The organism is Acidovorax sp. GW821-FHT10E04 (genome assembly GCF_059415185.1).
Genome location: NZ_JBWKMT010000004.1, coordinates 561,648 through 584,058 on the forward strand (window position 1 = coordinate 561,648; position 22,411 = coordinate 584,058).

Here is a 22,411-nt window from a genome sequence, read left to right on the forward strand (position 1 = left end):
GTTCCCTGTTCCCATCCTCCCTTTGAAAGGATCACCATGACAACGAAACATCTTCTCGCCACCCTGGCCCTCGCATTCTGTGGCACTGCCTTTGCGGCAGGCGACCACGCCCACGGGCACGAACACAAGCCGCTGCATGGCGGCATCGTCGTGGAAGCCAATGACATGGACTACGAACTCGTGGCCAAGCCCGACCTCCTCACGCTGCACCTGCGCGACCACGGCAAGCCCGCCAGGACCGAAGGAGTGAACGCCAAGCTCACGCTGCTGAACGGTACGGAAAAATCCGAGGCGATGCTGGTGCCGGCGGGAGAAGGCCGGCTGGAAGCCAAGGGCACGTTCAAGGTGGCCGCGGGCACCAAGGTGGTGGCGCTGGTGGCGCTGCCGGGCAAGAAGCCGGCGAATGTGCGGTTCGCGGTGAAGTAGGCGCGCGCTCATTCAGCGTGCTGCAGGCCGGCGGCATGACCCCGCCAGCTGCTGCGCGTGGATTCGCCCTCAGGGCCGGCCTATTTCCACTGACGTCCATCGCCGGTAGCGCACCCGTAGGGTGGCACGACCCGGGCAAAGCGTTCCTGCAGTTGCGCGCAGCCCTGGCGGTTCAGGGGCGCTGGCGCCCTGGAGTTCAGTTCGAGCCCACTTCGTCGTAGGGCGAAGTGGCCTTGTGCACGTAGTCGTACCAACGTTTGCCGACGAACAGCACCACCATTGCGGCGGCTGCAAAAGACACCAGGGCACCGGGGCAACGTGAAGGATGCGGGTTTTTTTAACGAGGCTCCGGGGGCGCGATGCCGCACAAAGCGATCCACGCGCAGGGGAGCGGTCGAGGTTAGTGCTCCCAATCGCTCACATATTAATAGCTATCAGATATTGCTGATCAAGCGCTAGAGCCTTTTTTAATCAAGCGACGGGGTGCGCGCGTTCGGTGCACACGCTCGGCGGTTCGCCCCTCAGTACACCAGCCGCTCCGGCCGGATCTCCTGCAGGATGGTCGTGGCGATCTCTTCAATGGACTTGGTGGTGGTGGACAACCACCGGATGCCCGCGCGGCGCATCATGGCCTCGGCTTCGGAGACTTCCATGCGGCAGTTCTCCAGGCTGGCGTAGCGGGAGTTGGGACGGCGCTCCGCGCGGATTTCGGCCAGGCGGTCGGGGCTGATGGTCAGGCCGAAGATCTTGCTGCGAAACGGCACCAGCGCGGGTGGCAACTGGCGGCGCTCGAAGTCCTCGGGGATCAGCGGGTAGTTGGCCGCCTTGAGTCCGCACTGCATGGCCAGGTACAGGCTGGTCGGTGTCTTGCCGCTGCGGCTCACGCCCACCAGGATCACGTCGGCACCCGCCAGGTCGCGGTTGCTCTGGCCGTCGTCGTGCGCCAGGCTGAAGTTGATGGCCTCGATGCGGTCGGTGTATTCCTTGCTGCGGCTCACGTCGCTGAAGCGGCCGACACGGTGGTGCGACTTGATGCCCAGTTCTTCTTCCAGCGGGTGCACGAAGGTGCCGAACATGTCCAGCAGCATGCCCTTGCAGCCTTCCTGGATGACCTTGAGCACTTCCATGTTGACAAGGGTGGTGAAGACCACAGGCTTCTTTCCCTCGACCTCGCCCGTGTGGTTGATCTGCCGCACCGCCTGGTGGGCCTTGTCCACGGTGTCGATGAAGGGCAGGCGCACATGGCGCGGCTTCATCTCGAACTGCGCCAAAATGGCATTGCCGAAGGTTTCGGCGGTGATGCCGGTGCCGTCCGAGACGAAAAAAACGGTGCGCGTGTGCATGGAGCAGGGTGCCTTTCAGTACGTCAGCCTGCCGCCAGTGCCGCAGGCCTACAATTGTGACAATTATCCAAATTCTCACCATGCACTTCGTCGGCCCACAACCACAACGACAAAGCCGCTGCCCGTGCATGGCCGCTCGCCCATCGCTCCAAGGGGGCGGGCGCGCAGACCCGGTTTCAACTTCTGGAGCTTTCCCATGTCTGCACTTTTCAGCCCGACCGCCCTGGTCGTACCGTTTGAAAACCTGAGAATGACCGATGTCGAGGCCGTAGGCGGTAAAAACGCCTCCCTCGGCGAGATGATCTCCCAGCTGCCCCAGGGCGTGCGGGTGCCCACGGGCTTTGCCACCACGGCGCACGCGTTTCGCCAGTTCCTGGCCCACGACGGCCTGGCCGACAAGATCAGCGCCAAGCTCAAGAGCCTGGACACCGAAGATGTGCGCGCCCTGGCCGCCGTCGGTGCCGAGATCCGTGCCATGGTCGAGGCCCAGCCCTTCCCGGCCGACCTGCAACAAGCCATTGCCGAAGCATTCGCCACGCTGAGCGCCGGCAACCCCGCCGCCTCGTTCGCGGTGCGCTCGTCCGCCACGGCCGAAGACCTGCCGGACGCATCGTTTGCGGGCCAGCAGGAGACCTTCCTGAACGTGGTGGGCATCGACGACGTGCTGCACAAGATGAAGGAGGTGTTCGCCTCCCTGTACAACGACCGCGCCATCTCCTACCGCGTGCACAAGGGCTTCGAGCACGACGTCGTGGCCCTGTCGGCCGGGGTGCAGCGCATGGTGCGCTCCGACCTGGGCGCGGCCGGCGTGATGTTCACCATCGACACCGAGTCCGGTTTTGAAGACGTGGTGTTCATCACCAGCAGCTACGGCCTGGGCGAGACCGTGGTGCAAGGCGCCGTGAACCCCGACGAGTTCTACGTGCACAAGCCCATGCTTCGTGCCGGCAAGAAGGCCGTGATCCGCCGCAACCTGGGCAGCAAGCTCATCCAGATGGTGTTTTCCACGCCCCAGGAGAAGGCCGCCTCGGGCAAGCTGGTGAAGACCACCGACGTGCCCACCGAGCAGCGCAACCGCTATTCCCTGACCGATGCCGACGTGCAGCAGCTCGCCCAGTATGCGCTGGTCATCGAGCAGCACTACGGCCGCCCGATGGACATCGAATGGGGCAAGGACGGTACCGATGGCCAGCTCTACATCCTGCAGGCACGGCCCGAAACCGTGAAGAGCCAGTCCAAGGGCCAGGCCGAGATGCGCTACAAGCTCAAGGGCCAGGGCACCGTGCTGGCCGAGGGCCGCGCCATTGGCCAGAAGATCGGCACCGGCCCCGTGCGCCTGGTGCACAACATTGCCGAGATGGACAAGGTGCAGCCCGGCGACGTGCTCGTGACCGACATGACCGACCCCAACTGGGAACCCGTGATGAAGCGCGCCAGCGCCATCGTCACCAACCGGGGCGGCCGCACCTGCCACGCCGCCATCATCGCGCGCGAGCTGGGCATTCCGGCCGTGGTGGGCTGCGGTGACGCGACCGAACTGCTGAAAGATGGCACGCTGGTCACCGTGAGCTGCTCCGAGGGCGACACCGGCCGCATCTACGACGGCCTGCTCGAGACCGAGGTCACCGAGGTGCAGCGCGGCGAGATGCCCAGCATCAAGACCAAGATCATGATGAACGTGGGCAACCCCCAGCTGGCCTTCGATTTCTGCCAGCTGCCCAACGAGGGCGTGGGCCTGGCGCGCCTCGAGTTCATCATCAACAACAACATCGGCGTGCACCCCAAGGCCATCCTGGACTACCCGCAGATCGATGCCGACCTGAAGAAGGCCGTGGAGTCCGTGGCCCGGGGCCATGCCAGCCCGCGCGCCTTCTACGTGGACAAGGTGGCCGAAGGCGTGGCCACCATCGCCGCCGCCTTCTATCCCAAGCCGGTGATCGTGCGCCTGTCGGACTTCAAGTCCAACGAGTACAGGAAGCTCATCGGCGGCAGCCGCTACGAGCCCGAGGAAGAAAACCCGATGCTGGGCTTCCGCGGTGCGGCGCGCTACCTGAGCGCTGATTTCGGCGAAGCCTTCGCGATGGAGTGCGAGGCCCTGAAGCGCGTGCGCAACGACATGGGCCTGACCAACGTGCAGGTGATGGTGCCCTTCGTGCGCACGCTGGGCCAGGCCGAGCGCGTGACGCAGCTGCTGGCCCAGCACGGCCTGCAGCGCGGCAAGGACGACCTCAAGGTCATCATGATGTGCGAGGTGCCGAGCAACGCCATCCTGGCCGAGCGTTTCCTGGAGTTCTTCGACGGCTTCTCCATCGGCTCCAACGACCTGACCCAGCTCACCCTGGGCCTGGACCGCGACTCGGGGCTGGAACTGCTGGCGCACGACTTCGACGAGCGCGACCCCGCTGTGCAGCAGCTGATCCACCAGGCCATCAAGGCCTGCCTGGCACAGGGCAAGTACATCGGCATCTGCGGCCAGGGCCCCAGCGACCACCCGGACTTCGCCCAGTGGCTGGCCGCCGAGGGCATCTCGTCGATCTCGCTCAATCCCGACAGCGTGATCGCCACCTGGCAGCAACTGGCAGGCTGACGTGACGCGGCAACCCCCCGGGCGGCCGTGCCGCTTTCCCCTTCTCGCGCGCCACGCGCAGAAGGGGGTGCGCGCCCGGCGCGGCGGGGCGGCACTTGTGCGGGGGGGGCTGTTGTTCGACCTGCCCTCATTGCACGGGCCACGCGTGGCCCGCAGGGCCGTGGATCGCTGAGAGCCTGCGTGAACGACTCCGCCATGCCCCGTCGATCACCATCCGAGGCGGAAATGGCGGGCCCGTTCCCGCCCGATCTGCACGATGTGCGGCACCTGAAACTCAAGGCGGGCCTGCTGCTGCTGTGGGCGCTGGTGTCGTTTGGCGCCACCTACTTCGCCAGGGACCTGCAGTTGCTGGTGTTCGGCGCCTGGCCCCTGGGCTACTGGATCGCGGCACAGGGTGCGGTGCTGGTGTTCATCGGCATCGTGGTGGCCTATGGATGGGCCATGAACCGGTTCGAGCGCCAGGACGCTGAGCGCATTGCGGCCGCATCCCTGGAAGACGCGGCCCTTCCTCCTGGCTGACCATGGCTGAGAACAATTCCTCCGGCGCAGACCGGGCCTACCTGTGGCGGCTGCACCGCATCCTGGCGCTGTATGTGGCGGGCGTGCTGGCCTTCCTGGCGCTGATGACCTGGGCGGAGCATCAGGGGCTCTCGCGCCACTGGATCGGCCCCATCTTCCTGTTCCTCACTGTGATGGTGTACGCGGGCATCGGCGTCTACGGCCGCACCACCGACCCGGAGGAATACTACGTGGCCGGCCGGCGGATTCCGCCCATGTACAACGGCATGGCGGCGGCGGCCGACTGGATGAGCGCCGCGTCGTTCATCAGCCTGTCGGGGGCGCTCTACCTGCAGGGCTTTTCCGGCACGCCGGGGCAGGCGGGGGGCCTCGCCTACCTGCTGGGCTGGACGGGCGGCTTCTGCCTCGTGGCGATGCTGATCGCGCCGCACCTGCGCGCCATGGGCCTGTACACCGTGCCCGATTTTTTCCACGTGCGTTTTGGCGGCCGGTGGCCGCGCGTGATCGCCGCGCTGGCCGCCGTGCTGTGCTCGTTCACCTACGTGGTGGCGCAGATCTACGGCGTGGGGCTGATCGCTTCGCGCCTGACCGGCGTGCAGTTCGAGATCGGCATCATGCTGGGACTGGGCGGCGTGCTGCTGTGCTCGTTCCTGGGCGGCATGCGCGCCATCACGTGGACGCAGGTGGCGCAGTACGTGGTGCTGCTGCTGGCCTTCCTGATCCCGGTGTCCTGGCTGGCCTACAAGCAGCTTGGCAACCCGCTGGCGCCGCTGGTCTATGGCGAGCAGATCAGCAAGATCGCCGATCTGGAGGCGCAACTGCTCGATTCGCCGGCGGAACACCAGGTGGTGCAGACCTACCTGCGGCGCGCCCAGGATTTCGAGGCCCGCCTGAGCGACGTGGAGGGTGCCCTGGAGCGCGAACGCGAGAAGGGGCGCGAGCGCATCCGCGCGCTGCGCACCCAGAACGCCGATGTGGGCCTGATCGTCACGGCCAGCCGCGAGCTGGCGGCCCTGCCGCGCGATGCCGCCGCGGCCCGCGAGCGCTGGACCCGCGAGATGCGCGAGAACTATGAGCGTGCCCGCCCCCTCGGTGGCCTGCCCCTGCACAGCCAGGCCTATGTGGGCGACCCGAAGGGTACCCCCGAGGAGCAGCGCGACTACGAGCTGACGCGCCGCAATTTCCTGGCGCTCATGTTCTGCCTGATGGTGGGCACGGCGGGCTTGCCGCACCTGCTCACGCGCTACTACACCTCGCCCACGGTGTCGGCGGCGCGCGCCTCGGTGGCGTGGTCGCTGTTCTTCATCGCCTTGCTGTACCTGAGCGCCCCGGCGCTGGCGGTGCTGGTGAAGTTCGAGGTCATGCAGAACCTGGTAGGCAGCAGCTTCGAGGCCCTTCCCAACTGGATGGCCCAGTGGGCACGCGTGGACAGCTCGCTGCTGTCGGTGGAGGACGTGAACAGCGACGGCATCGTGCAGTTTGGCGAGATCCGGCTCGGGGCCGACCTCATCATGCTGGCCACGCCGGAGCTGGGGGGCCTGCCGTATGTGGTCTCCGGCCTGGTGGCGGCGGGTGGGCTGGCCGCGGCGCTGTCCACCGCCGACGGCCTGCTGCTCACCATCAGCAATGCGCTGGTGCGCGACCTGTATTTCCAGGACACCCAGCGCGAGGCGTCGCCCGAGCAGCGTGTGATCCTGAGCAAGTTCGCGCTGCTGGCGGTGGCCTTGTCGGCGGCCTTTGTCGCGGCGCTCAAGCCGTCAGAGATCCTGCCCATGGTGTCGGCGTCGTTCTCCCTGGCCGCATCGGCTTTCGTGCCGGTGATGGTGCTGGGCATCTTCTGGCGCGGCACCACGCGGCAGGGCGCGGTGGCCGGCATGGTGGCGGGGCTGGGCGTGGCGGTGTACTACATGCTTTCGCATGTGTCGGCCATGCGCGCGCTGCCCAGCTGGATGCTGGCGGACGGGCTCTGGTTTGGCATCCAGCCCATCTCGGCCGGCGTGTTCGGCGTGCCGACGGGACTGGTGGTCGCCGTGGTGGTGAGCTGGGTGACGCGGCCCGCGCCCGCCTTGCCGCGCATCCGCTCCGAGATGTAGCGGCGCCGCGGGATTGCGGGTTGCGGCACGGGGCCAGGAGGGGCGCGACCGCGTTCCGGCCAGCGCTGCCATGGTTATGCGTAAACCCCGATTTTCAATGGTGCACAAACGTGAGAATCTGGCCTGCAGGGGCTCGTGGGGTGGTGGGTGCCCCGCGTCAACCCGCCACCGTTCAGCTCAAGGAGGCTCATGGTTCTCGTCAAAACGCCGGCAGGGCAAGAAGCGCTCAAGGACCGGCACGGCAGTCTCAGTTCGCGCCAGCGTTCGGCCTTCATCCTGTTTGATGGCAAGCGCTCCACGGGCGAGATTCTGGCGGCCACCGCGGCCATGGGAATCACGCAGGACGACGTGCAGGCCATGATCGCCCAGGGGCTGCTGGCGCCGCTGGCGGGGCAGTCCCTGCCTGCCGCAATGGCCGCCAGCCAGCCAGCCCCCGTGGCCGAACCCGCGCCAGCGACGGACCTGGGCACGGTGGCGTCGCCGCTGGAGGGATCGGGGCGCACGCCGAAAGAGCGCTACCAGGCGGCCTACCCGATTGCCACCGAGCTGACCGCCGCCATGGGGCTGCGCGGGTTCCGGCTGAACCTGGCCGTGGAGGGAGCGGGCAGTTTCGAGGACCTGGCGGCGCTGGCACCGAAGATCCGCGAGGCCGTGGGCGACGCGAAGTTCGAGCGGCTGGACAAGGCGCTTTTTGATTGACGGGACACCCCGAGCCGCTCTGTGCCTTTCCTTTCTACGGCGCGGCATCCTTGCGTGCGGGCCTGGCCTGGGCTGCGCCCGTGCCACAGATGGCGGGCCAGGCGTAAAAAAGCGGCCAGAAGGCCGCTTTGGTGTCGTGTCGGATGCTGCCGCGCAGGCTGCGCGATCAGCGGCCGACCTTGAGCAGTTCCACATCGAACTTGAGCGTGGCGTTCGGAGGGATCACACCGCCCGCGCCGCGCGCGCCGTAGCCCAGGGCCGCGGGGATGATCAACGTGCGCTTGCCGCCGATCTTCATGCCCTGCACGCCTTCATCCCAGCCCTTGATGACCATGCCGCCGCCCAGCGAGAACTCGAAGGGGTCGTTGCGGTCGTGGCTGGAGTCGAACTTGGCGCCTTGCTCGCCGTTGTTGTAGAGCCAGCCGGTGTAGTGCACCGAAACGTTCTGGCCCTTGGTGGCTTCGGCGCCGTCGCCCACGGTGGTGTCTTCGTATTGCAGTCCGGATGCGGTGGTGGTCAGTGCCATGGATGAAATTCCTTGCTTGCTATTAAAAATATAGCTTCTAGCGCTTGTATGTCATGCGCTAGAAGCTAATTTGGCCCTGTATTTTAACGAGAAGCCCCTTCGCGGGGAACAGACGGGACCGCTGGCCTGTGGTCAGACCTTCTTGGCGCGGCCGGCCACCCAGCGGGTGGCGAAGGCCTGCACGTCCGACAGGCGCTTGAGCAGGTCGGCGCCGGAAGGAGTGACGGTGTAGCCGTCGCTGCCATGGTCCACGAAGCCGGCTTCGCGCAGTTCCTTGATGCGGGTGTTGAGCGTGTTGGGGGTGATGCCCCCCACGCTGTCCTGCAGCAGGCGGAAGGTCTGGGGGTGGCCGTCCTTCAGGGCCCAGAGCACGCGCAGTGCGTAACGGCATTCGAGCCGCTCGAACAACTGGTTGATGGCGGCATTTTCTTTGGAGCTCATGGACGCTTCTCCTCGCGCAAGTGTTGGATCAAGTTTTCATTCGGGTGGGCGAATGCCGGGCCCGCTGATGCGCTGAGACTATAGCGCGGAACCCATTTTGCTACAAGTTTAGTAGCTCAGAACGCACACCACGCATGCGCTACGCCCCAAAAATGACGTGTTACAACTCAAACTGTTGCGATGGGGCCACGGTTGGAGGCGGTCATTCCTGGCGGCCCAGCCCCGCCAGATGGTGGACCAGCAACTGTGCGGCCGGGGTCAGCATCTGGGCGCTGCGGTAGCAGATGGCGAAGCGCCGCCGGGCCCAGGGATCGCTCAGCGGAATCACGCGCACCGGGGCGGTCTGGGCAAAGGGCAGGGCGACCTCGCGCGGCACGACGCTGATGGCCAGGTTGGCGCGCACCACCCGCAGGGCCGCGTCGAAGTTGGACACCAGCACCCGGTGCGCGAGCATTTTTCCCTCCACGGCCGCTGCGCGCGCCAGCAGCACCTGCACGGCGCTCAGCGCGGGCATGCTCACGAATTCATGGTCCAGCACGTCGGCGAACCGCACGCTGGCGTGCCGGGCCACGGGGTGCGAGGCATGTGCCACCACGGCGAGGTGGTCATTGCGGTAGCCGCGCGTTTCCAGGCCGGAGAGGTCCGCCGCGTCCCAGCAGATGCCAATGGACGCGCTGCCGTCGCGGATGCCCTGCACCACGTCCGGGCTCACGCGTTCCTCCAGGCTCACCTGGATGTCGCGGTGCGCCGAGTCCTGCAGGAAGGCGGCCACATCGTCGGCCAGCGATTCGGCCATGACCGAGGCCGTGACCAGCATGCGCACGTGGCCCCGGATGCCGGTGGCATAGGCGGCCATGTCACGCTCGATCTGGCCCACGCTGGCGAGCATGGTGCGCGCGTGTTCCAGCAGCGTTTCCCCCGCCGGGGTCGGAATGACGCCGCGCCGCTTGCGCACCAGCAGGGCGGTGCCCACCGTGTCCTCCAGCTGGGCCAGCCGCTTGCTGATGGCCGAACCCACGATGGACTCCTGCTCGGCCACGCGCGCGATGCTGCGCTGCTCGCACACGGCGGCAAACAGGCGCAGGGTCTGCAGGTCGAGATCGCGCATGCAATTGCCTCCGCTTGAAAGACTGTGATGTTCCTTTTGGGAATCATATGGCTTCCGAGATGTATTTTCTGATTCTGTTGGGAATTTCTAGAATCTCCCACGGAACACCAACGAGCTGGAGACAATGCCGTGAACACCCTTTCTTTTTTCCCCGCGACCCGTCCCGCGCCCGGCATGGCGCCCGCGCGGGCCGTGGTGCGCGAAGTGGGCCTGCGCGACGGCCTGCAGAGCATCGCCACCATGGTGTCCACCGCGCACAAGATCGACTGGCTCGACGCGGCCTATGCCGCGGGCCAGCGCGAGATCGAGGTCGGCTCCTTCGTGCCCGCCCGCCTGCTGCCCCAGCTGGCCGACACCGCCGAGGTGCTGGCCCATGCCAAGACCCTGCCGGGCCTGGTCGCCTCGGTGCTGGTGCCCAACTACAAAGGCGCCGAACGTGCGCTTGAATGCGGCGCCGACCTGATGGTGGTGCCCCTGTCCGCCAGCCATGCCCACAGCCTGGCCAACCTGCGCAAGACACCCGACGACGTGGTGGCCGAGGTGGCGCGCATCCGCGCGCTGCGCGACGCCAGCGGCAGCCGCTGCCTGATCGAGGGCGGCGTGGGTACGGCGTTTGGCTGCACCCTGCAGGGCGAGGTGGCCGAGAGCGAGGTGCTGCGCCTGATGCAGGCCCTGCTGGATGCCGGGGCCGACCATGTGAGCCTGGCCGACACCGTGGGCTATGCCGACCCGGCCTCGGTGGCCCGCCTGTTCGAGAAGGCCCGCGCGCTGGTGGGAGACCGGCTGGCCTGCGCGCACTTTCACGACACGCGCGGCATGGGCCTGGCCAACGTCTACGCGGCCTGGCAGACCGGCATCACCCGCTTTGATGCCTGCCTGGCCGGCATCGGCGGCTGCCCGCACGCCCCGGGCGCCAGCGGCAATGTCACCACCGAAGACCTTGTGTTCATGCTGGAACGCATGGGCGTCGCAACCGGCATCGCCGTGGACGCGCTGCTGGCGCTGCGCGAGCGTGTGGCGGGCTGGCTGGCCGGGGAGACCCTGCACGGCACGCTCTGGCAGGCCGGGGTACCGCGCACCGGCGCAGGGACCGTCTCCCTGGACGCCACCCACTGAGCTCGCCACGAGCTCAACATTGAGCCACCGCCGCGCGCCCTTCCATCCCGTATCGTCGCCCCATGACATCCCACACCGATTCTTCTTCCGCCCCGCTCGCGCCACCCGGCACCTCTGCCCCCCGTGCACTGCCCCTGCAGGGCCTGCGCGTGGTGGAGTTCACCCACATGGTCATGGGCCCCACCTGCGGCATGGTGCTGGCGGACCTCGGGGCCGAGGTCATCAAGGTCGAGCCCGTGGACGGCGACCGCACGCGCCACCTGCTGGGCGCCGGCGCGGGCTTCTTCCCCATGTTCAACCGCAACAAGAAGAGCATCGCGCTGGACCTGCGCAGCCCCGAGGGCCTGGAGGTCGCGCGCAAGCTGGCCGCCTCGGCCGACGTGGTGGCGCAGAACTTCAAGCCGGGCGTGATGGCGAAATACGGGCTGGACCACGCGGCCCTGAGCCAGCTCAACCCGCGCCTGATCTACGTGAACCACACCGGTTTCTTGCCGGGCCCGTATGAGCACCGCACGGCGCTCGACGAGGTGGTGCAGATGATGGGCGGCCTGGCCTACATGACCGGCCGGCCCGGCGACCCGCTGCGCGCGGGCACCAGCGTGAACGACATCATGGGCGGCATGTTCGGCGCCATCGGTGCCATGGCGGCCCTGATGCAGCGCGGCATCACCGGGCGGGGGCAGGAGGTGGATTCGGCGCTGTTCGAGAACAACGTCTTCCTGGTCGGCCAGCACATGATGCAGTACGCCGTCACCGGCCAGCCGGCCGCGCCCATGCCGGACCGCATCTCGTCCTGGGCGCTGTACGACGTGTTCAGCGTGAAGGATGGCGAGCAGATTTTCCTGGCCGCCGTCAGCGATGCGCAATGGATCACCTTTTGCGACGCCATGGGGTTCGCCGACCTCAAGGCCCACCCGCAACTGGCCACGAACAACGACCGGGTGCGCGCCCGTGCCACGCTGATGCCCGACCTGCGCCAGCGCCTGGCCACTTACAGCGCCGCCGAGCTGGCGTCCATCTTTGAAAAACACGGCCTGCCGTTCGCACCCATTTCGCGGCCCGAGCAGCTCTTTGACGACCCGCACCTCAACGCCACGGGCGGCCTGGCCGACATCACCCTGCCCGATGGCGAGCGGGCGGGGCAGACCGCCCGCACCACGCTGTGCCCGCTGCGCATGGACGGCCAGCGCCTGGGCGTGCGGCTGCAGCCGCCCGTGCTGGGCCAGCACACCGGCGCGCTCATGCAGGAACTGGGCTACACCCCCGCGCAGATCCAGGCGCTGCAGGACAGGCACGCCGTGGCTTGAGCAATGCGCCCGCAGGGCGATGGATGAGATCACAACACGGAGACAACCGCCATGCACCACCATCCTTTCATCCACCACCACCCCGCCTGCCCGCCACCGGCGCTGCGCCGGCGCACGGCGCTGGCCGCGTTGGCCGCCGGCCTGGCAGCGCCTTTGCACGCGTGGGCCCAGGCGGCGTCGGAGCGCCCGCTGCGCCTGATCCTGCCCGTGAGCGCCGGTTCGGGCGTGGACGGCCTGGCGCGCGCCTTCGGGCCCGGCCTGGGCAAGTCGCTCGGGCGCGCCGTGGTGATCGAGAACTTCCCCGGAGCGGGGGGCATCACCGGCACCTCGATGATCGTCAAGGCGCCCAGGGACGGCTCGGCACTGGGCATGGTGTCCAACAACCACGTGGTGAACCCCAGCGTCTTCAAGAGCATTCCGTACGATGCCGTCGACGACGTGACGCCCATCACCGTGATCGGTGCGACGCCGTTCGTGCTGGTGGCGCACCCCTCGGTGGCCGCCCGGAACGTGCGCGAACTCATCGCCCTGGCCAAGGCCCAGCCCGGGACCCTGAACTACGGTTCGTCGGGCAACGGGACCATCCTGCACCTCGCGGCCGAGATGTTCGTGCACGAAGCGCAGGTCGACATCAAGCACATCCCCTACCGTGGCATGGGGCCGCTCACGGCCGACGTGCTGGGCGGGCAGATCCAGCTGGCGTTCATCGCGGTGGCCGTGGCGGCGCCGCATGTGAAGGCGGGCACGCTCAAGGCCATCGGCCTGTCGTCTACCACCCGTTCGCCGCTGTTGCCGGATCTGCCCACCATCGCGGAACAGGGCCTGCCGCAGTACGCGCTGGATGGATGGGTCGGCATGGTGGGGCCCGCGGGCCTGCCCAAGGCGGAGGCCGAACGGGTCTACCAGGCCGTGCGCGCCACCCTGGGGATGCCCGAGGTGCGCGACGCGCTGCTCGCCCAGGGCTACCTGCTGCAGGCCACAACTCCGGATGCCACGGCTGCGTTCTTCCGCACCGAGGTGGCGCGCATGGCGAGGCTGGTGAAGCAGTCCGGGCTCAAGATAGATTAGTTGGGGAGCCCTCCCTCCGAGGCGCTGCGCGCCTGCGCGGCCCCGGTTGCAGGGGCAATGCGCAGGCCGCTGGACAACGGAGATCCTCCGCCGTGGTCCAGGAAATCCATGGAAACAGGTGTCCGGCGCTTATTGGAAAAGGGCCTATTGCTATACAAAATATAGCAATAGGCGCTTGTTCGACGCCAGTACGTCCCTGTGCGGTATTCAATGCGCCGCAGGTGGCAATGCCAAGGCACGGTGGCTGCCGCGCAGGCGGAACACCTCCACGGCCTCCACCAGCTGGCGCGCCTGGCCGCTCAGGCTGCCGGCCGCCGCCGCGCTTTCTTCCACCAGGGCCGCGTTCTGCTGCGTGGTTTCGTCCATGCGCACGATGGCCTGCGTGACGCGCAGCATGTCGCTGGTCTGCGCGGTGCTGGCCTGGCTGATTTCGTTCATCAGCGCGCTCACGCCCTGGATGGAGGAGACCACCTCCGTCATGGTGCTGCCCGCGTTGCGGGCCAGGTCGGAGCCGGCCTGCACGCGCTCCACGCTGGTCTGGATCAGCTCCTTGATCTCGCGCGCGGCGCTCGCGCTGCGGGTGGCCAGGTTGCGCACCTCGCTGGCCACCACGGCAAAGCCGCGCCCCTGCTCGCCGGCGCGTGCGGCTTCCACGGCGGCGTTGAGCGCCAGGATGTTGGTCTGAAACGCGATGCTGTCGATGACGCCGATGATGTCGGCAATGCGGCGCGAGCTGTCCTGGATGCCCTGGACCACCGTCACCATCTGTGTCACCACGTCGCCTCCGCGCTGGGCCACCGATGCGCCATTGCGGGCCAGCTCGCTCGCGCGCTGTGCGTTGGAGGCGTTCTGCTGCACGGTCGCCTGCAGCTGCTGCATGGACGAGGTGGTTTCGTCCAGCGACGACGCCTGCTCCTCGGTGCGCATGCTCAGGTCCACGTTCCCCTGGGCGATCTCTGCGCTGGCGCTGGCCACGCCCTCGGCGTTGCTGCGCACGCCCGACACCACGTTTTCCAGGTTCTCCTGCATGGTGCGCAGGGCCTCAAGCAACCGCGCGGGTTCGTCCTTGCCATCGACCCGGATGGTCGTGGTCAGGTCGCCCGCAGCCACCTTGTTGGCGACGGAGACGGCCACCCGCAGCGGGCGCACCACCGAGCGCGTGAGCAGCCAGCCCGCGCAGCCGCCCAGGGCCGTGACCAGCGCCAGCGCCACCAGGCTGCTGGCGAGCGCCCGCCGCGCGTTCAGCGCCGCCTGTTCGGCAATGGCCGCGCTGCTGGCGGCCACCTGCTCGCTCAGTGCGGTGAGCAGCCTGGCGGGGCCCTGGTCGATGTCGGCCACGTCGGCATCGCCCGCGGAGGGCACAAAACCGAGCGACTGGAACACTTCAAAGCCCTTGCGGTAGCCCTGCGCCATCTGCGCGTGGGCCTGCGTGAACTTCTGCAGCGCCGCCTTTTCCTGCGCATCGGTCAGCTGGGGCTCCAGCGCCTTCGCCGCATCGGCCACGCGCTTTTCGCTGGCCTGGAACGCCGCCCAGTGCAGCTCGCGCTTGCGCGAGTCCTCGCCCCGCAGCAGGGTGTTCTTCCACTCCTGCACCTGGGTCTTGAACTCGTTTTCCATGCGGCTTACCGCGCGTTCCTGGGCCACGCGCTCCTGCACCGTGGTCTCGTAGGTGCCCAGGCTGCGGTACAGGGCCGCGATTCCGAACAGCGCGGCCCCCAGCAGAAGGGCGAGCACCAGGCCCAGCGCGGTGGCCATGCGTGCGCCGATGGAGTGGTTGGACATTTTCATCAGCGGCTCCTGGCAATGCTTTTCAGATGAACTGGCTGCGGTGGCAACTGGCATGGCCATGGCCCGAGGCCGCCATGCAAGGGCCGCCCCCGCCGCGCGGGCGGCGCACCCGCTTGCGGGGCCGGGCGTCGCCACTCCAAGCGGTTTGCCGGCGCCGGCCCGCACGGCCCCGAAGGGCGGCCGCTCCTGGCCGCTGCGCCGGGGCGCGAAGCGACCCGGGGGGTGTCTAGGCTTTCAGCTTGAGCAGGTACACCATGACCCGCGCCGTGGTGAGGTCCAGCTCCATGAACTCTGCCAAATCCTTGCCCGTCAGCCAAGAGGGTTCCCAGCGATTGTTCTTGAGCGTGCGCAGCCAGGACTCGTGGGCGGTGGCCGCCTCGACCGCGGCCAGCATCTCGGCCACGCGTGCGGGCGGCACGCCTTTGCCGGTGAACACGCCCCGCCAATTGGCCATGGTCGCGTCCAGTCCCTGCTCACGGAAGGCCGGCAGGCCAAAGGCGCTGCGGCGGGACGATACCCCGATGGCGCGCAGCTTGCCCGCCGCGATGGCGTCGCTGAATTCGCTGTAGCCGGAAAGGCCCATCGCCGCACCGCCGGACACGACGGCGTCCACCACTTCGGAGCCGCCAGCGAAGGGTTTGTAGACCAGGCCTTCCGGGCTGGCTTTGGACGCGCGGGCCAGCACCCCGGCAAAGATGTGGTCCACGCCCCCCGCGGAGCCTCCGGCCACCGGCACGGCGCGCAGGTCCGCGCGCATGGCTTCGGCCAGGTCCTTGGCGTTCTTGATGGGGGATTTGGCCGCCACCGCCGCCACCAGGTAGTCGCTGGTGAGCCGTGCGAGCGGCTGGATGTGGGTCAGGTCCACGGCGGGTTTCTGCAGGGCCACGGCGCCCACCATCACCATGCCGCCCATCAGCAGGGTGTTGGCGTCGTTGCCGTACTTCTCCGCGTACTTGGCCAGGCCGATGGTCCCGCCCTTGCCGCCGACGTTTTCGTATTCGATCTGGTCTGCCGCACCGACGGCGGCAAGGGCCGCACCCAGCGCCCGGCCCGTCTGGTCCCAGCCACCGCCGGGGTTGGCTGGGATCACGATGCGCAGCGTGGGCGCCAGCCTGGAGGCCTTGGCGGGCGCGCCGCGCGCGCCGGCGGCAGTTGCACCGGCGGCCTGCGCCCAGGCAGGCGCTGCAAGCGATGCGCCGAGCGCGCCCACGGCGCTGGCTGCGGCAGCCTGGGTGAGGATCTGGCGGCGGTTGAAGGATGTCATGCGGTGTCTCGCAAAAAGGTGGCAGGTCGTTGAACGGGCACGTGCAGCGTGCACTGGGATGCCAGGCCCTGCAGCCGGAGAGTGCCGAACTGCATGACAGTCTCCATCAGCAGTATGTAATAGTCGCGTTACAAGCTGTCATTTTGCTGTCGGGAGCATCGGGGTAAACGCGGGGCCGCCCCGCAGAAACGAAAAAGCCCCGCACCGCGATGCAGGGCAGGGCCTTGGGGTGCAGCCAGGGCAGCCGGCTGCCGGGGTGGTTACAGCGAATCGATGAAGCTGCGCAGCTTGTCCGAGCGGCTGGGGTGCTTGAGCTTGCGCAGTGCCTTGGCCTCGATCTGGCGGATGCGTTCGCGGGTCACGTCGAACTGCTTGCCCACTTCTTCCAGCGTGTGGTCGCTGGTCATCTCGATGCCGAAGCGCATGCGCAGCACCTTGGCTTCGCGGGGGGTGAGGCCATCGAGGATGTCCTTGACCACGTCGCGCAGGCCGGCCTGCATGGCGGCTTCGATGGGGGCGGTGTTGGCACCGTCCTCGATGAAGTCGCCCAGGTGGCTGTCGTCGTCGTCGCCGATCGGCGTTTCCATGGAGATCGGCTCCTTGGCGATCTTCATGATCTTGCGGATCTTGTCTTCCGGGATCTCCATCTTCGCGGCCAGGATGGATGCATCGGGCTCGAAGCCGAACTCCTGCAGATGCTGGCGCGAGATTCGGTTCATCTTGTTGATGGTCTCGATCATGTGCACCGGGATGCGGATGGTGCGCGCCTGGTCGGCGATCGAGCGCGTGATGGCCTGGCGGATCCACCACGTGGCGTAGGTCGAGAACTTGTAGCCGCGGCGGTATTCGAACTTGTCCACGGCCTTCATCAGGCCGATGTTGCCTTCCTGGATCAGGTCCAGGAACTGCAGGCCGCGGTTCGTGTACTTCTTTGCGATGGAGATCACAAGGCGCAGGTTGGCCTCGATCATTTCCTTCTTGGCATCACGCGAGGTGGCTTCGCCCTCGTTCATGCGTTTGTTGATGTCCTTGAGTTCCGTCAGCGGCACCACCACGCGCGATTGCAGGTCCATCAGCTTTTGCTGCAGTTCCTGCACGGGCGGAATGTTGCGCGCCATCACCGTGCTCCAGGGCTTGCCGGCGGCGGCCTGCTTTTCCACCCACTTCAGGTTCAGCAGGTTGGGCGGGAAGTCCTTGATGAAGGTTTCCTGCGGCATGCCGCACTTGTCCACGATGATGCGGCGCAGCTCGCGCTCCTTCTTGCGCACGTCGTCCACCTGGCCGCGCACCATGTCGCACAGCTTCTCGATGGTCTTGGCGGTGAAGCGGATGGTCATCAGCTCGGCCGACAGGGCCTGCTGGGCCTTCACGTACGCAGGAGTGCCGTAGCCTTCCTTGTCGTACACCTTGTGCACTTTTTCAAACAGCTCGCGCAGCTTGTCAAAGCGCTCCAGTGCCTGCTTCTTGAGCTCTTCGAGCTTCTTGGTCAGCGCCTTGGAGCCGCCCTTGCCGTCGTCGTCGTCGGCTTCGTCGAATTCGTCGAAGTCTTCCTCGGCCACATAGTCGTCGGCCTCGTTGGGGTTGGAGAAGCCGTCCACGATGGTGGAGATGACGACCTTGCCTTCGCGGATTTCCTCACCCATGTTGAGGATCTCGGCGATGGTGGCGGGCGATGCGCTGATCGCCTCCATCATGGCCATCAGGCCGCCTTCGATGCGCTTGGCGATCTCGATTTCGCCTTCGCGCGTGAGCAACTCCACCGTGCCCATTTCGCGCATGTACATGCGCACGGGGTCGGTGGTGCGGCCGAATTCCGAGTCCACGGTGGACAGGGCGGCTTCGGCGGCTTCCTCGGCTTCTTCTTCGCTGGCGCCCGTGGGAGCGTTGTCGGTGATGATCAGCGCCTCGGCATCGGGCGTCTGCTCGTATACGGCCACGCCCAGGTCGTTCAGCGTGGTGATGACGGCTTCGAGGGTTTCGGCATCCACCAGCTTGTCGGGCAAGTGGTCGGAGATTTCGACGTGCGTGAGGTAGCCGCGGGTCTTGCCCAGCTTGATCAGGGTTTTCAGGCGCGAGCGGCGCTTGGCCAGGTCTTCCTCGGACAGGACGGTCTCGTCCAGGCCGAATTCCTTCATCAAGGCGCGTTCCTTCGCCTTGCTGATCTTCATGCGCAGCGGCTTGACCTTCTCGACCGTGGCCGCGGCTTCGGTGGTTTCCTCGACTTCACCTTCCAGGTCCGCTTCGATGTCGGACAGGTCGGTATCGTCGCCGCTCTCATCGCCGCCGGCCGCAGCCTTGGGCTTGCGGCCCCGCTTGGCGGGCGCCTTGGATTCGGCGGCACCCGCGGCCTTGGCGGGGCGTCCCGGGCGCTTCTTCGGGGTGTCTTCCTCGTCGGATGCGGCAGCCTTGGCGCGGACAGGCTTTTTCTTCAGCAATTCATCGGCGGCTTTTGTCAGCTCGGCAGAACTTTTCACGGGCACGGTTTTAACTTTCTTGGCTGCTGGGGCGGGTGCGGGTGCAGCTTTTTTGGCCGCGGCCTTCGCGGGAGCCTTGGCAGCAGGGGTGGAAACGGCCTTCGCGGCGGTGCCTGGAGCAGACTTGGGCGGCTTCGCGGACTTTTGAGCGGGCATGGGAGAACCTCAGAATCAAAAACGGACACAAAGAAAACGCAAGCGCCACAGATCCCGGCGCGGGTGGCAACGCGAAGCTGAAAATGTCTTCGCGCTTTGAGGGGAGGCCCTCAGGGGCAAGATGTCTGGGCGATCATTTGGTGTGCAGTCCTTGCGATGGTTGGGCTGGTTGTGCGCGTTTGTCACGGTGGCCCGGTTCGGAGGTGCTGCTGTCGCTCTTGCCGCTAACTAACCCTACATTATACCGCCTGGCGGGATTTCAAGCGGCTTTGACAGCCACTCCCAGCAAAACCCTGCGTTTTTGTTCCAGTGCACGGTAGCGCTCCAGGGCGGTCGGGTCCGTGGCGGCTTGCAGCATCAGCAGTTTTTGCTGCTCCTCGATGTCTTCGATCTGCATGCGGCTGAGCAGGTCCCGCAGTTCCGTGCGCAGCTCCTGCAGGTCGCCTTCGGTCTGGGCGTGCGAGCCCGTCATCACCTTCACGGCCAGAGCTTCGCACTCGTGATCGCGCAGGCTCTCGCGCAGCACGGCCCAGGCCAGGGGGCCGTGTTCGTGAAACTGCGCCTCCAGCCAGCCAAAAAGCGGGCCGTGGGGAGGCTGCAGCGCACACAGGGTGGCGTGGTCGTCGTGGGTCAGCTCTTCCAGGAAGGCCATGTGCGACAGCAGCAGGCGGGCGGCGTGGTCCGTGCGGCTGGCGGTGGGTGTGCGCGGCAGGCGGGGCTGGGGCGGCCAGGGAGAGTCCTTGTCCTTTTTCTTCCAGTTGCCCTTCCAGTCGCCGCCCTTGCGGAACGGGGGCTTGTTGCCATAGCTGCTGCCCTGGCCAGCACTTCCGCCGCCGTAGCCGCCTTGGTATCCGCCGTCGTATCCACTGCCCGGCTCGCCTTGGGGCGGCCACGACCCCCCGTCGGGCGGGGCGTCCCAGGAGGGTGGTTCGTGGTCGTAGGCCGCAGGCGCCTGTCGGGCCGGTGCACTACCTGCGCCGGTATGGCCGCCGTGACCGGAGTGGGAGGACCGCGGTGCCTCGCGCGCCGTGGCCTGGCCCCACAGGTCCGCCAGGTCCTGTGCCTTGAGCTGGGTGAGGTCCGCCAGCTCGCCCAGCACCTGGCGCTTGAGCACGCCGTCGGGCAGGGCCGTCCAGAGCGGCCTTGCGTTGCTGGCCATGTGGGCGCGGCCCTCGGCGGTGGCCAGGTCGCAGCCGTCGCTGGCCGATTCGACCAGGAAGCGGCTGAGCGGCACGGCCTCACTCACGTGCTTGGCAAAAGCGTCCGTGCCGTGGGCGCGGATGAAGCTGTCCGGGTCGTGCTCGGCCGGCAGGAACAGGAACTTGATGCTGCGCGTGTCCGTGGCGTGGGTCAGGGCGCCATCGAGCGCCTTGCGCGCGGCGCGCCGGCCGGCGTTGTCTCCATCGAAGCTGAACACCACCGATTCGGTGAAGCGCAGCAGCTTGTGCACGTGTTCGGGTGTGCAGGCGGTGCCCAGCGTGGCCACCGCGTTCGGAAACCCGAGCTGCGCCAGCGCTACCACGTCCATGTAGCCCTCGGTGACCAGGGCATAGCCCTGCTCGCGGATGGCCGTGCGCGCCTCGAACAGGCCGTACAGTTCGCGGCCCTTGTGGAACACGGGGGTTTCGGGCGAATTGAGGTACTTGGGCTTGTCGTCGCCCAGCACGCGGCCCCCAAAGCCGATGCATTCGCCCTTGACGTTGCGGATGGGGAACATGACCCGGTCGCGGAACCGGTCGTAGCGCTTGCCGCCGTCCTCGTCGTTGACGATGACCAGGCCGCTTTCCTCCAGCAACGGGTCGTCGTACTGCGCGAAGACGCTGGCCAGGCTGCGCCAGCCTTCGGGGGCGTAGCCAAGGCCATACCGCTTGGCCACCGTCCCCGAGACGCCGCGCCCCTTGAAGTAGCCAATGGCGCGCTGGGATTCCCGCAGGTGGCGGCGGTAGGCGTCGGCAGCCTTCTCCAGCACGTCGGTCAGCGTGGCCTGCTTCTGGCGGGCGGCGGCGGCGCGTTCCTTCTCCTGGGGGGAGATGTCGTCGTCCGGCACCGAGAGGCCCACCTGCTGGGCCAGGTCCTGAACGGCCTCGACGAAGCCCATGCCCGCGTGCTCCATGAGGAAGCTGATGGCATTGCCGTTCTTGCCGCAGCCAAAGCAGTGATAGAACTGCTTGGCGGGGCTCACGCTGAACGAGGGGGATTTTTCGCCGTGAAAGGGGCACAGCCCCATGAAATTCGCACCGCCTTTCTTGAGCTGCACATAGCGGCCCACGATGTCGACCACATCGACGCGGGCAAGCAGTTCCTGAATGAAAGACTGAGGGATCGTCACGCCGCGTATTGTCCGCGTAAACTGTTTGTTACCAGATATTGCAGAAGCGGGGCTTTCGGCATGGCGGTCACGGCATGGTGGCGGGCAATGGACGCGTCCAGCACTTCGGCGCAGCGGGGGCTGCGGCGCCGGGATGTGGCCGTGCTGCTGCCGCTGGTGCCCGCGCTCCTGTGGCCCGCGCCCGCGAGGGCCGCGCCGGTGCTGCGCGTGCTGTCCTGGCCGGGGTATGCCGACCCCGACATCGTGGCCGTTTTCGAGAAGCGCCATGGGGTCAAGGTGGAGGTCACCACCGTCGCCTCCGACGACGTGCTGCGCACCCAGCTGGCCTCTCCCCAAGGGCCCGGTTTCGACCTTGTGGCCGCCAATACCGCCGAAATCGCGCGCCTGGTGGCACGCCGGCTGCTTGCACCGTTGCCTGTGCACAACATTCCCAATGCCGAGCGCCAGCTTCCGCGCTTTCGGCAATTGCATGCGATTGCGGGCATCGCGCAGGGAACGGATGTGTTCGCGATGCCTTACACCTATTCCGAGATGGGGCTGATCTATGACCGCCAGCAGATGGCCGTGCCCCCCAGTTCCATCGCGGTGCTGTGGGACCCGCGCTGGCGGGGGCGTGTGCTGGCATTCGACGGCAGCAGCCACGGGTTCTCCCTGGCGGCCATGTACCGCGGCCTGCCGCCGTTTCACCTGCATGCGGCCCAGTTCGGCCCCCTGGCCAGGGATCTGGTGGCCCTGCGGCGCAACGTGCGTTCGTTCTACAGCCTGCCCGAGGAGTCGCTGGAGCTGTTTCGCAAGCACCGCATTGCCGTCATGCACGCCAACTACGGCCAGCAGCAGCTCAAGCAGCTGCGCGATGCCGGGCTGGACGTGGGCTACGTGGTGCCGCGCGAGGGGGCGCTCGCCTGGCTCGACTGCTGGGCCATCACCCGGCGCTCGACCCAGCCCGCATTGGCCGCCGAGTGGATCAACTACATGCTCGACCCCACGGTGAGCCGCGAGCTGACCCGGCGCCAGGGCCTGGCCAATACGCTCGACGAGCCGCCCGCGCTCTCGGACGACGCCCCCGCCGGGGCCATCGTCTGGCTGGAGCCCGTCGAGGACGAAGCACGCCGCGCGCAACTGTGGCAGCGCATCCTGTCGGGAGACCGGCCCTCCCGGTTCTGACGC

17 protein-coding genes are annotated in these 22,411 nt (G+C 67.3%); 9 read left to right on the forward strand and 8 right to left on the reverse strand.

The window, feature by feature from the left end:
• Nucleotides 1–36 precede the first annotated feature (36 nt).
• Complete coding sequence (locus tag AC07OC_RS15965; protein ID WP_218295396.1) at nucleotides 37–426, forward strand: hypothetical protein; 390 nt, start codon at nucleotides 37–39, stop codon at nucleotides 424–426.
• 521 nt (nucleotides 427–947) lie between these two features.
• Here AC07OC_RS15965 and ppsR read toward each other — a convergent pair.
• Nucleotides 948–1,769 carry a posphoenolpyruvate synthetase regulatory kinase/phosphorylase PpsR gene (ppsR, locus tag AC07OC_RS15970; protein ID WP_218295395.1) on the reverse strand — a complete coding sequence of 274 codons (822 nt, stop codon included), beginning with the start codon at nucleotides 1,767–1,769 and terminating at the stop codon, nucleotides 948–950.
• Between the two features lie 196 nt (nucleotides 1,770–1,965).
• On the opposite strand from ppsR, the gene ppsA reads away from it, so the two are divergent.
• The 4 genes from ppsA (at nucleotide 1,966) to AC07OC_RS15990 (ending at nucleotide 7,667) form a co-directional block, all read left to right on the forward strand.
• The gene (gene ppsA, locus AC07OC_RS15975; RefSeq protein ID WP_218340238.1) at nucleotides 1,966–4,356 is read left to right on the forward strand and encodes a phosphoenolpyruvate synthase; all 2,391 of its coding nucleotides are present in this window, start codon (nucleotides 1,966–1,968) and stop codon (nucleotides 4,354–4,356) included.
• A 195-nt stretch (nucleotides 4,357–4,551) separates the two neighbouring features.
• Nucleotides 4,552–4,875 carry a DUF4212 domain-containing protein gene (locus tag AC07OC_RS15980; protein ID WP_218340299.1) on the forward strand — a complete coding sequence of 108 codons (324 nt, stop codon included), beginning with the start codon at nucleotides 4,552–4,554 and terminating at the stop codon, nucleotides 4,873–4,875.
• Between the two features lie 2 nt (nucleotides 4,876–4,877).
• Entirely contained in the window at nucleotides 4,878–6,968 is a 2,091-nt protein-coding gene (locus AC07OC_RS15985; RefSeq protein ID WP_218295392.1) for a VC_2705 family sodium/solute symporter, read from the forward strand.
• 189 nt (nucleotides 6,969–7,157) lie between these two features.
• The gene (locus AC07OC_RS15990) at nucleotides 7,158–7,667 is read left to right on the forward strand and encodes a hypothetical protein (RefSeq protein ID WP_218295391.1); all 510 of its coding nucleotides are present in this window, start codon (nucleotides 7,158–7,160) and stop codon (nucleotides 7,665–7,667) included.
• 166 nt (nucleotides 7,668–7,833) lie between these two features.
• Here AC07OC_RS15990 and AC07OC_RS15995 read toward each other — a convergent pair whose 3' ends face one another.
• The 3 genes from AC07OC_RS15995 to AC07OC_RS16005 all read right to left on the reverse strand — a co-directional run bounded on the left by AC07OC_RS15995 (nucleotide 7,834) and on the right by AC07OC_RS16005 (nucleotide 9,742).
• Nucleotides 7,834–8,193 carry an FKBP-type peptidyl-prolyl cis-trans isomerase gene (locus AC07OC_RS15995; protein ID WP_218295390.1) on the reverse strand — a complete coding sequence of 120 codons (360 nt, stop codon included), beginning with the start codon at nucleotides 8,191–8,193 and terminating at the stop codon, nucleotides 7,834–7,836.
• Nucleotides 8,194–8,325: 132 nt separating this feature from the next.
• Nucleotides 8,326–8,634, reverse strand: a complete 309-nt coding sequence (locus tag AC07OC_RS16000) for a winged helix-turn-helix transcriptional regulator (RefSeq protein WP_218295389.1) — start codon at nucleotides 8,632–8,634, stop codon at nucleotides 8,326–8,328.
• 202 nt (nucleotides 8,635–8,836) lie between these two features.
• On the reverse strand, nucleotides 8,837–9,742 hold the full coding sequence (locus AC07OC_RS16005) for a LysR family transcriptional regulator (protein ID WP_218340239.1): 906 nt from the start codon (nucleotides 9,740–9,742) through the stop codon (nucleotides 8,837–8,839).
• A gap of 174 nt (nucleotides 9,743–9,916) precedes the next feature.
• On the opposite strand from AC07OC_RS16005, the gene AC07OC_RS16010 reads away from it, so the two are divergent.
• The 3 genes from AC07OC_RS16010 to AC07OC_RS16020 all read left to right on the forward strand — a co-directional run bounded on the left by AC07OC_RS16010 (nucleotide 9,917) and on the right by AC07OC_RS16020 (nucleotide 13,233).
• On the forward strand, nucleotides 9,917–10,858 hold the full coding sequence (locus AC07OC_RS16010; protein ID WP_218340300.1) for a hydroxymethylglutaryl-CoA lyase: 942 nt from the start codon (nucleotides 9,917–9,919) through the stop codon (nucleotides 10,856–10,858).
• 62 nt (nucleotides 10,859–10,920) lie between these two features.
• A complete protein-coding gene (locus AC07OC_RS16015) occupies nucleotides 10,921–12,165 on the forward strand; it encodes a CaiB/BaiF CoA transferase family protein (RefSeq protein WP_218340240.1) in 1,245 nt (414 codons plus the stop codon).
• A 51-nt stretch (nucleotides 12,166–12,216) separates the two neighbouring features.
• Nucleotides 12,217–13,233 (forward strand): tripartite tricarboxylate transporter substrate binding protein, encoded by a 1,017-nt coding sequence (locus AC07OC_RS16020; protein WP_218340241.1) that lies wholly within the window; start codon nucleotides 12,217–12,219, stop codon nucleotides 13,231–13,233.
• Between the two features lie 207 nt (nucleotides 13,234–13,440).
• Here the strand turns inward: AC07OC_RS16020 and AC07OC_RS16025 are convergent, their stop codons facing one another.
• The 4 genes from AC07OC_RS16025 to dnaG form a co-directional block, all read right to left on the reverse strand.
• Nucleotides 13,441–15,021, reverse strand: coding sequence for a methyl-accepting chemotaxis protein (locus tag AC07OC_RS16025; protein WP_218340242.1), 1,581 nt, complete (start codon nucleotides 15,019–15,021; stop codon nucleotides 13,441–13,443).
• A 226-nt stretch (nucleotides 15,022–15,247) separates the two neighbouring features.
• Nucleotides 15,248–16,285, reverse strand: coding sequence for a Bug family tripartite tricarboxylate transporter substrate binding protein (locus AC07OC_RS16030; RefSeq protein ID WP_218295385.1), 1,038 nt, complete (start codon nucleotides 16,283–16,285; stop codon nucleotides 15,248–15,250).
• A gap of 260 nt (nucleotides 16,286–16,545) precedes the next feature.
• A complete protein-coding gene (gene rpoD, locus AC07OC_RS16035) occupies nucleotides 16,546–18,915 on the reverse strand; it encodes an RNA polymerase sigma factor RpoD (protein WP_218295384.1) in 2,370 nt (789 codons plus the stop codon).
• 259 nt (nucleotides 18,916–19,174) lie between these two features.
• On the reverse strand, nucleotides 19,175–21,244 hold the full coding sequence (dnaG, locus tag AC07OC_RS16040; protein ID WP_494601717.1) for a DNA primase: 2,070 nt from the start codon (nucleotides 21,242–21,244) through the stop codon (nucleotides 19,175–19,177).
• Nucleotides 21,245–21,331: 87 nt separating this feature from the next.
• On the opposite strand from dnaG, the gene AC07OC_RS16045 reads away from it, so the two are divergent.
• Nucleotides 21,332–22,408, forward strand: a complete 1,077-nt coding sequence (locus tag AC07OC_RS16045) for an ABC transporter substrate-binding protein (RefSeq protein WP_255591119.1) — start codon at nucleotides 21,332–21,334, stop codon at nucleotides 22,406–22,408.
• Nucleotides 22,409–22,411 lie beyond the last annotated feature (3 nt).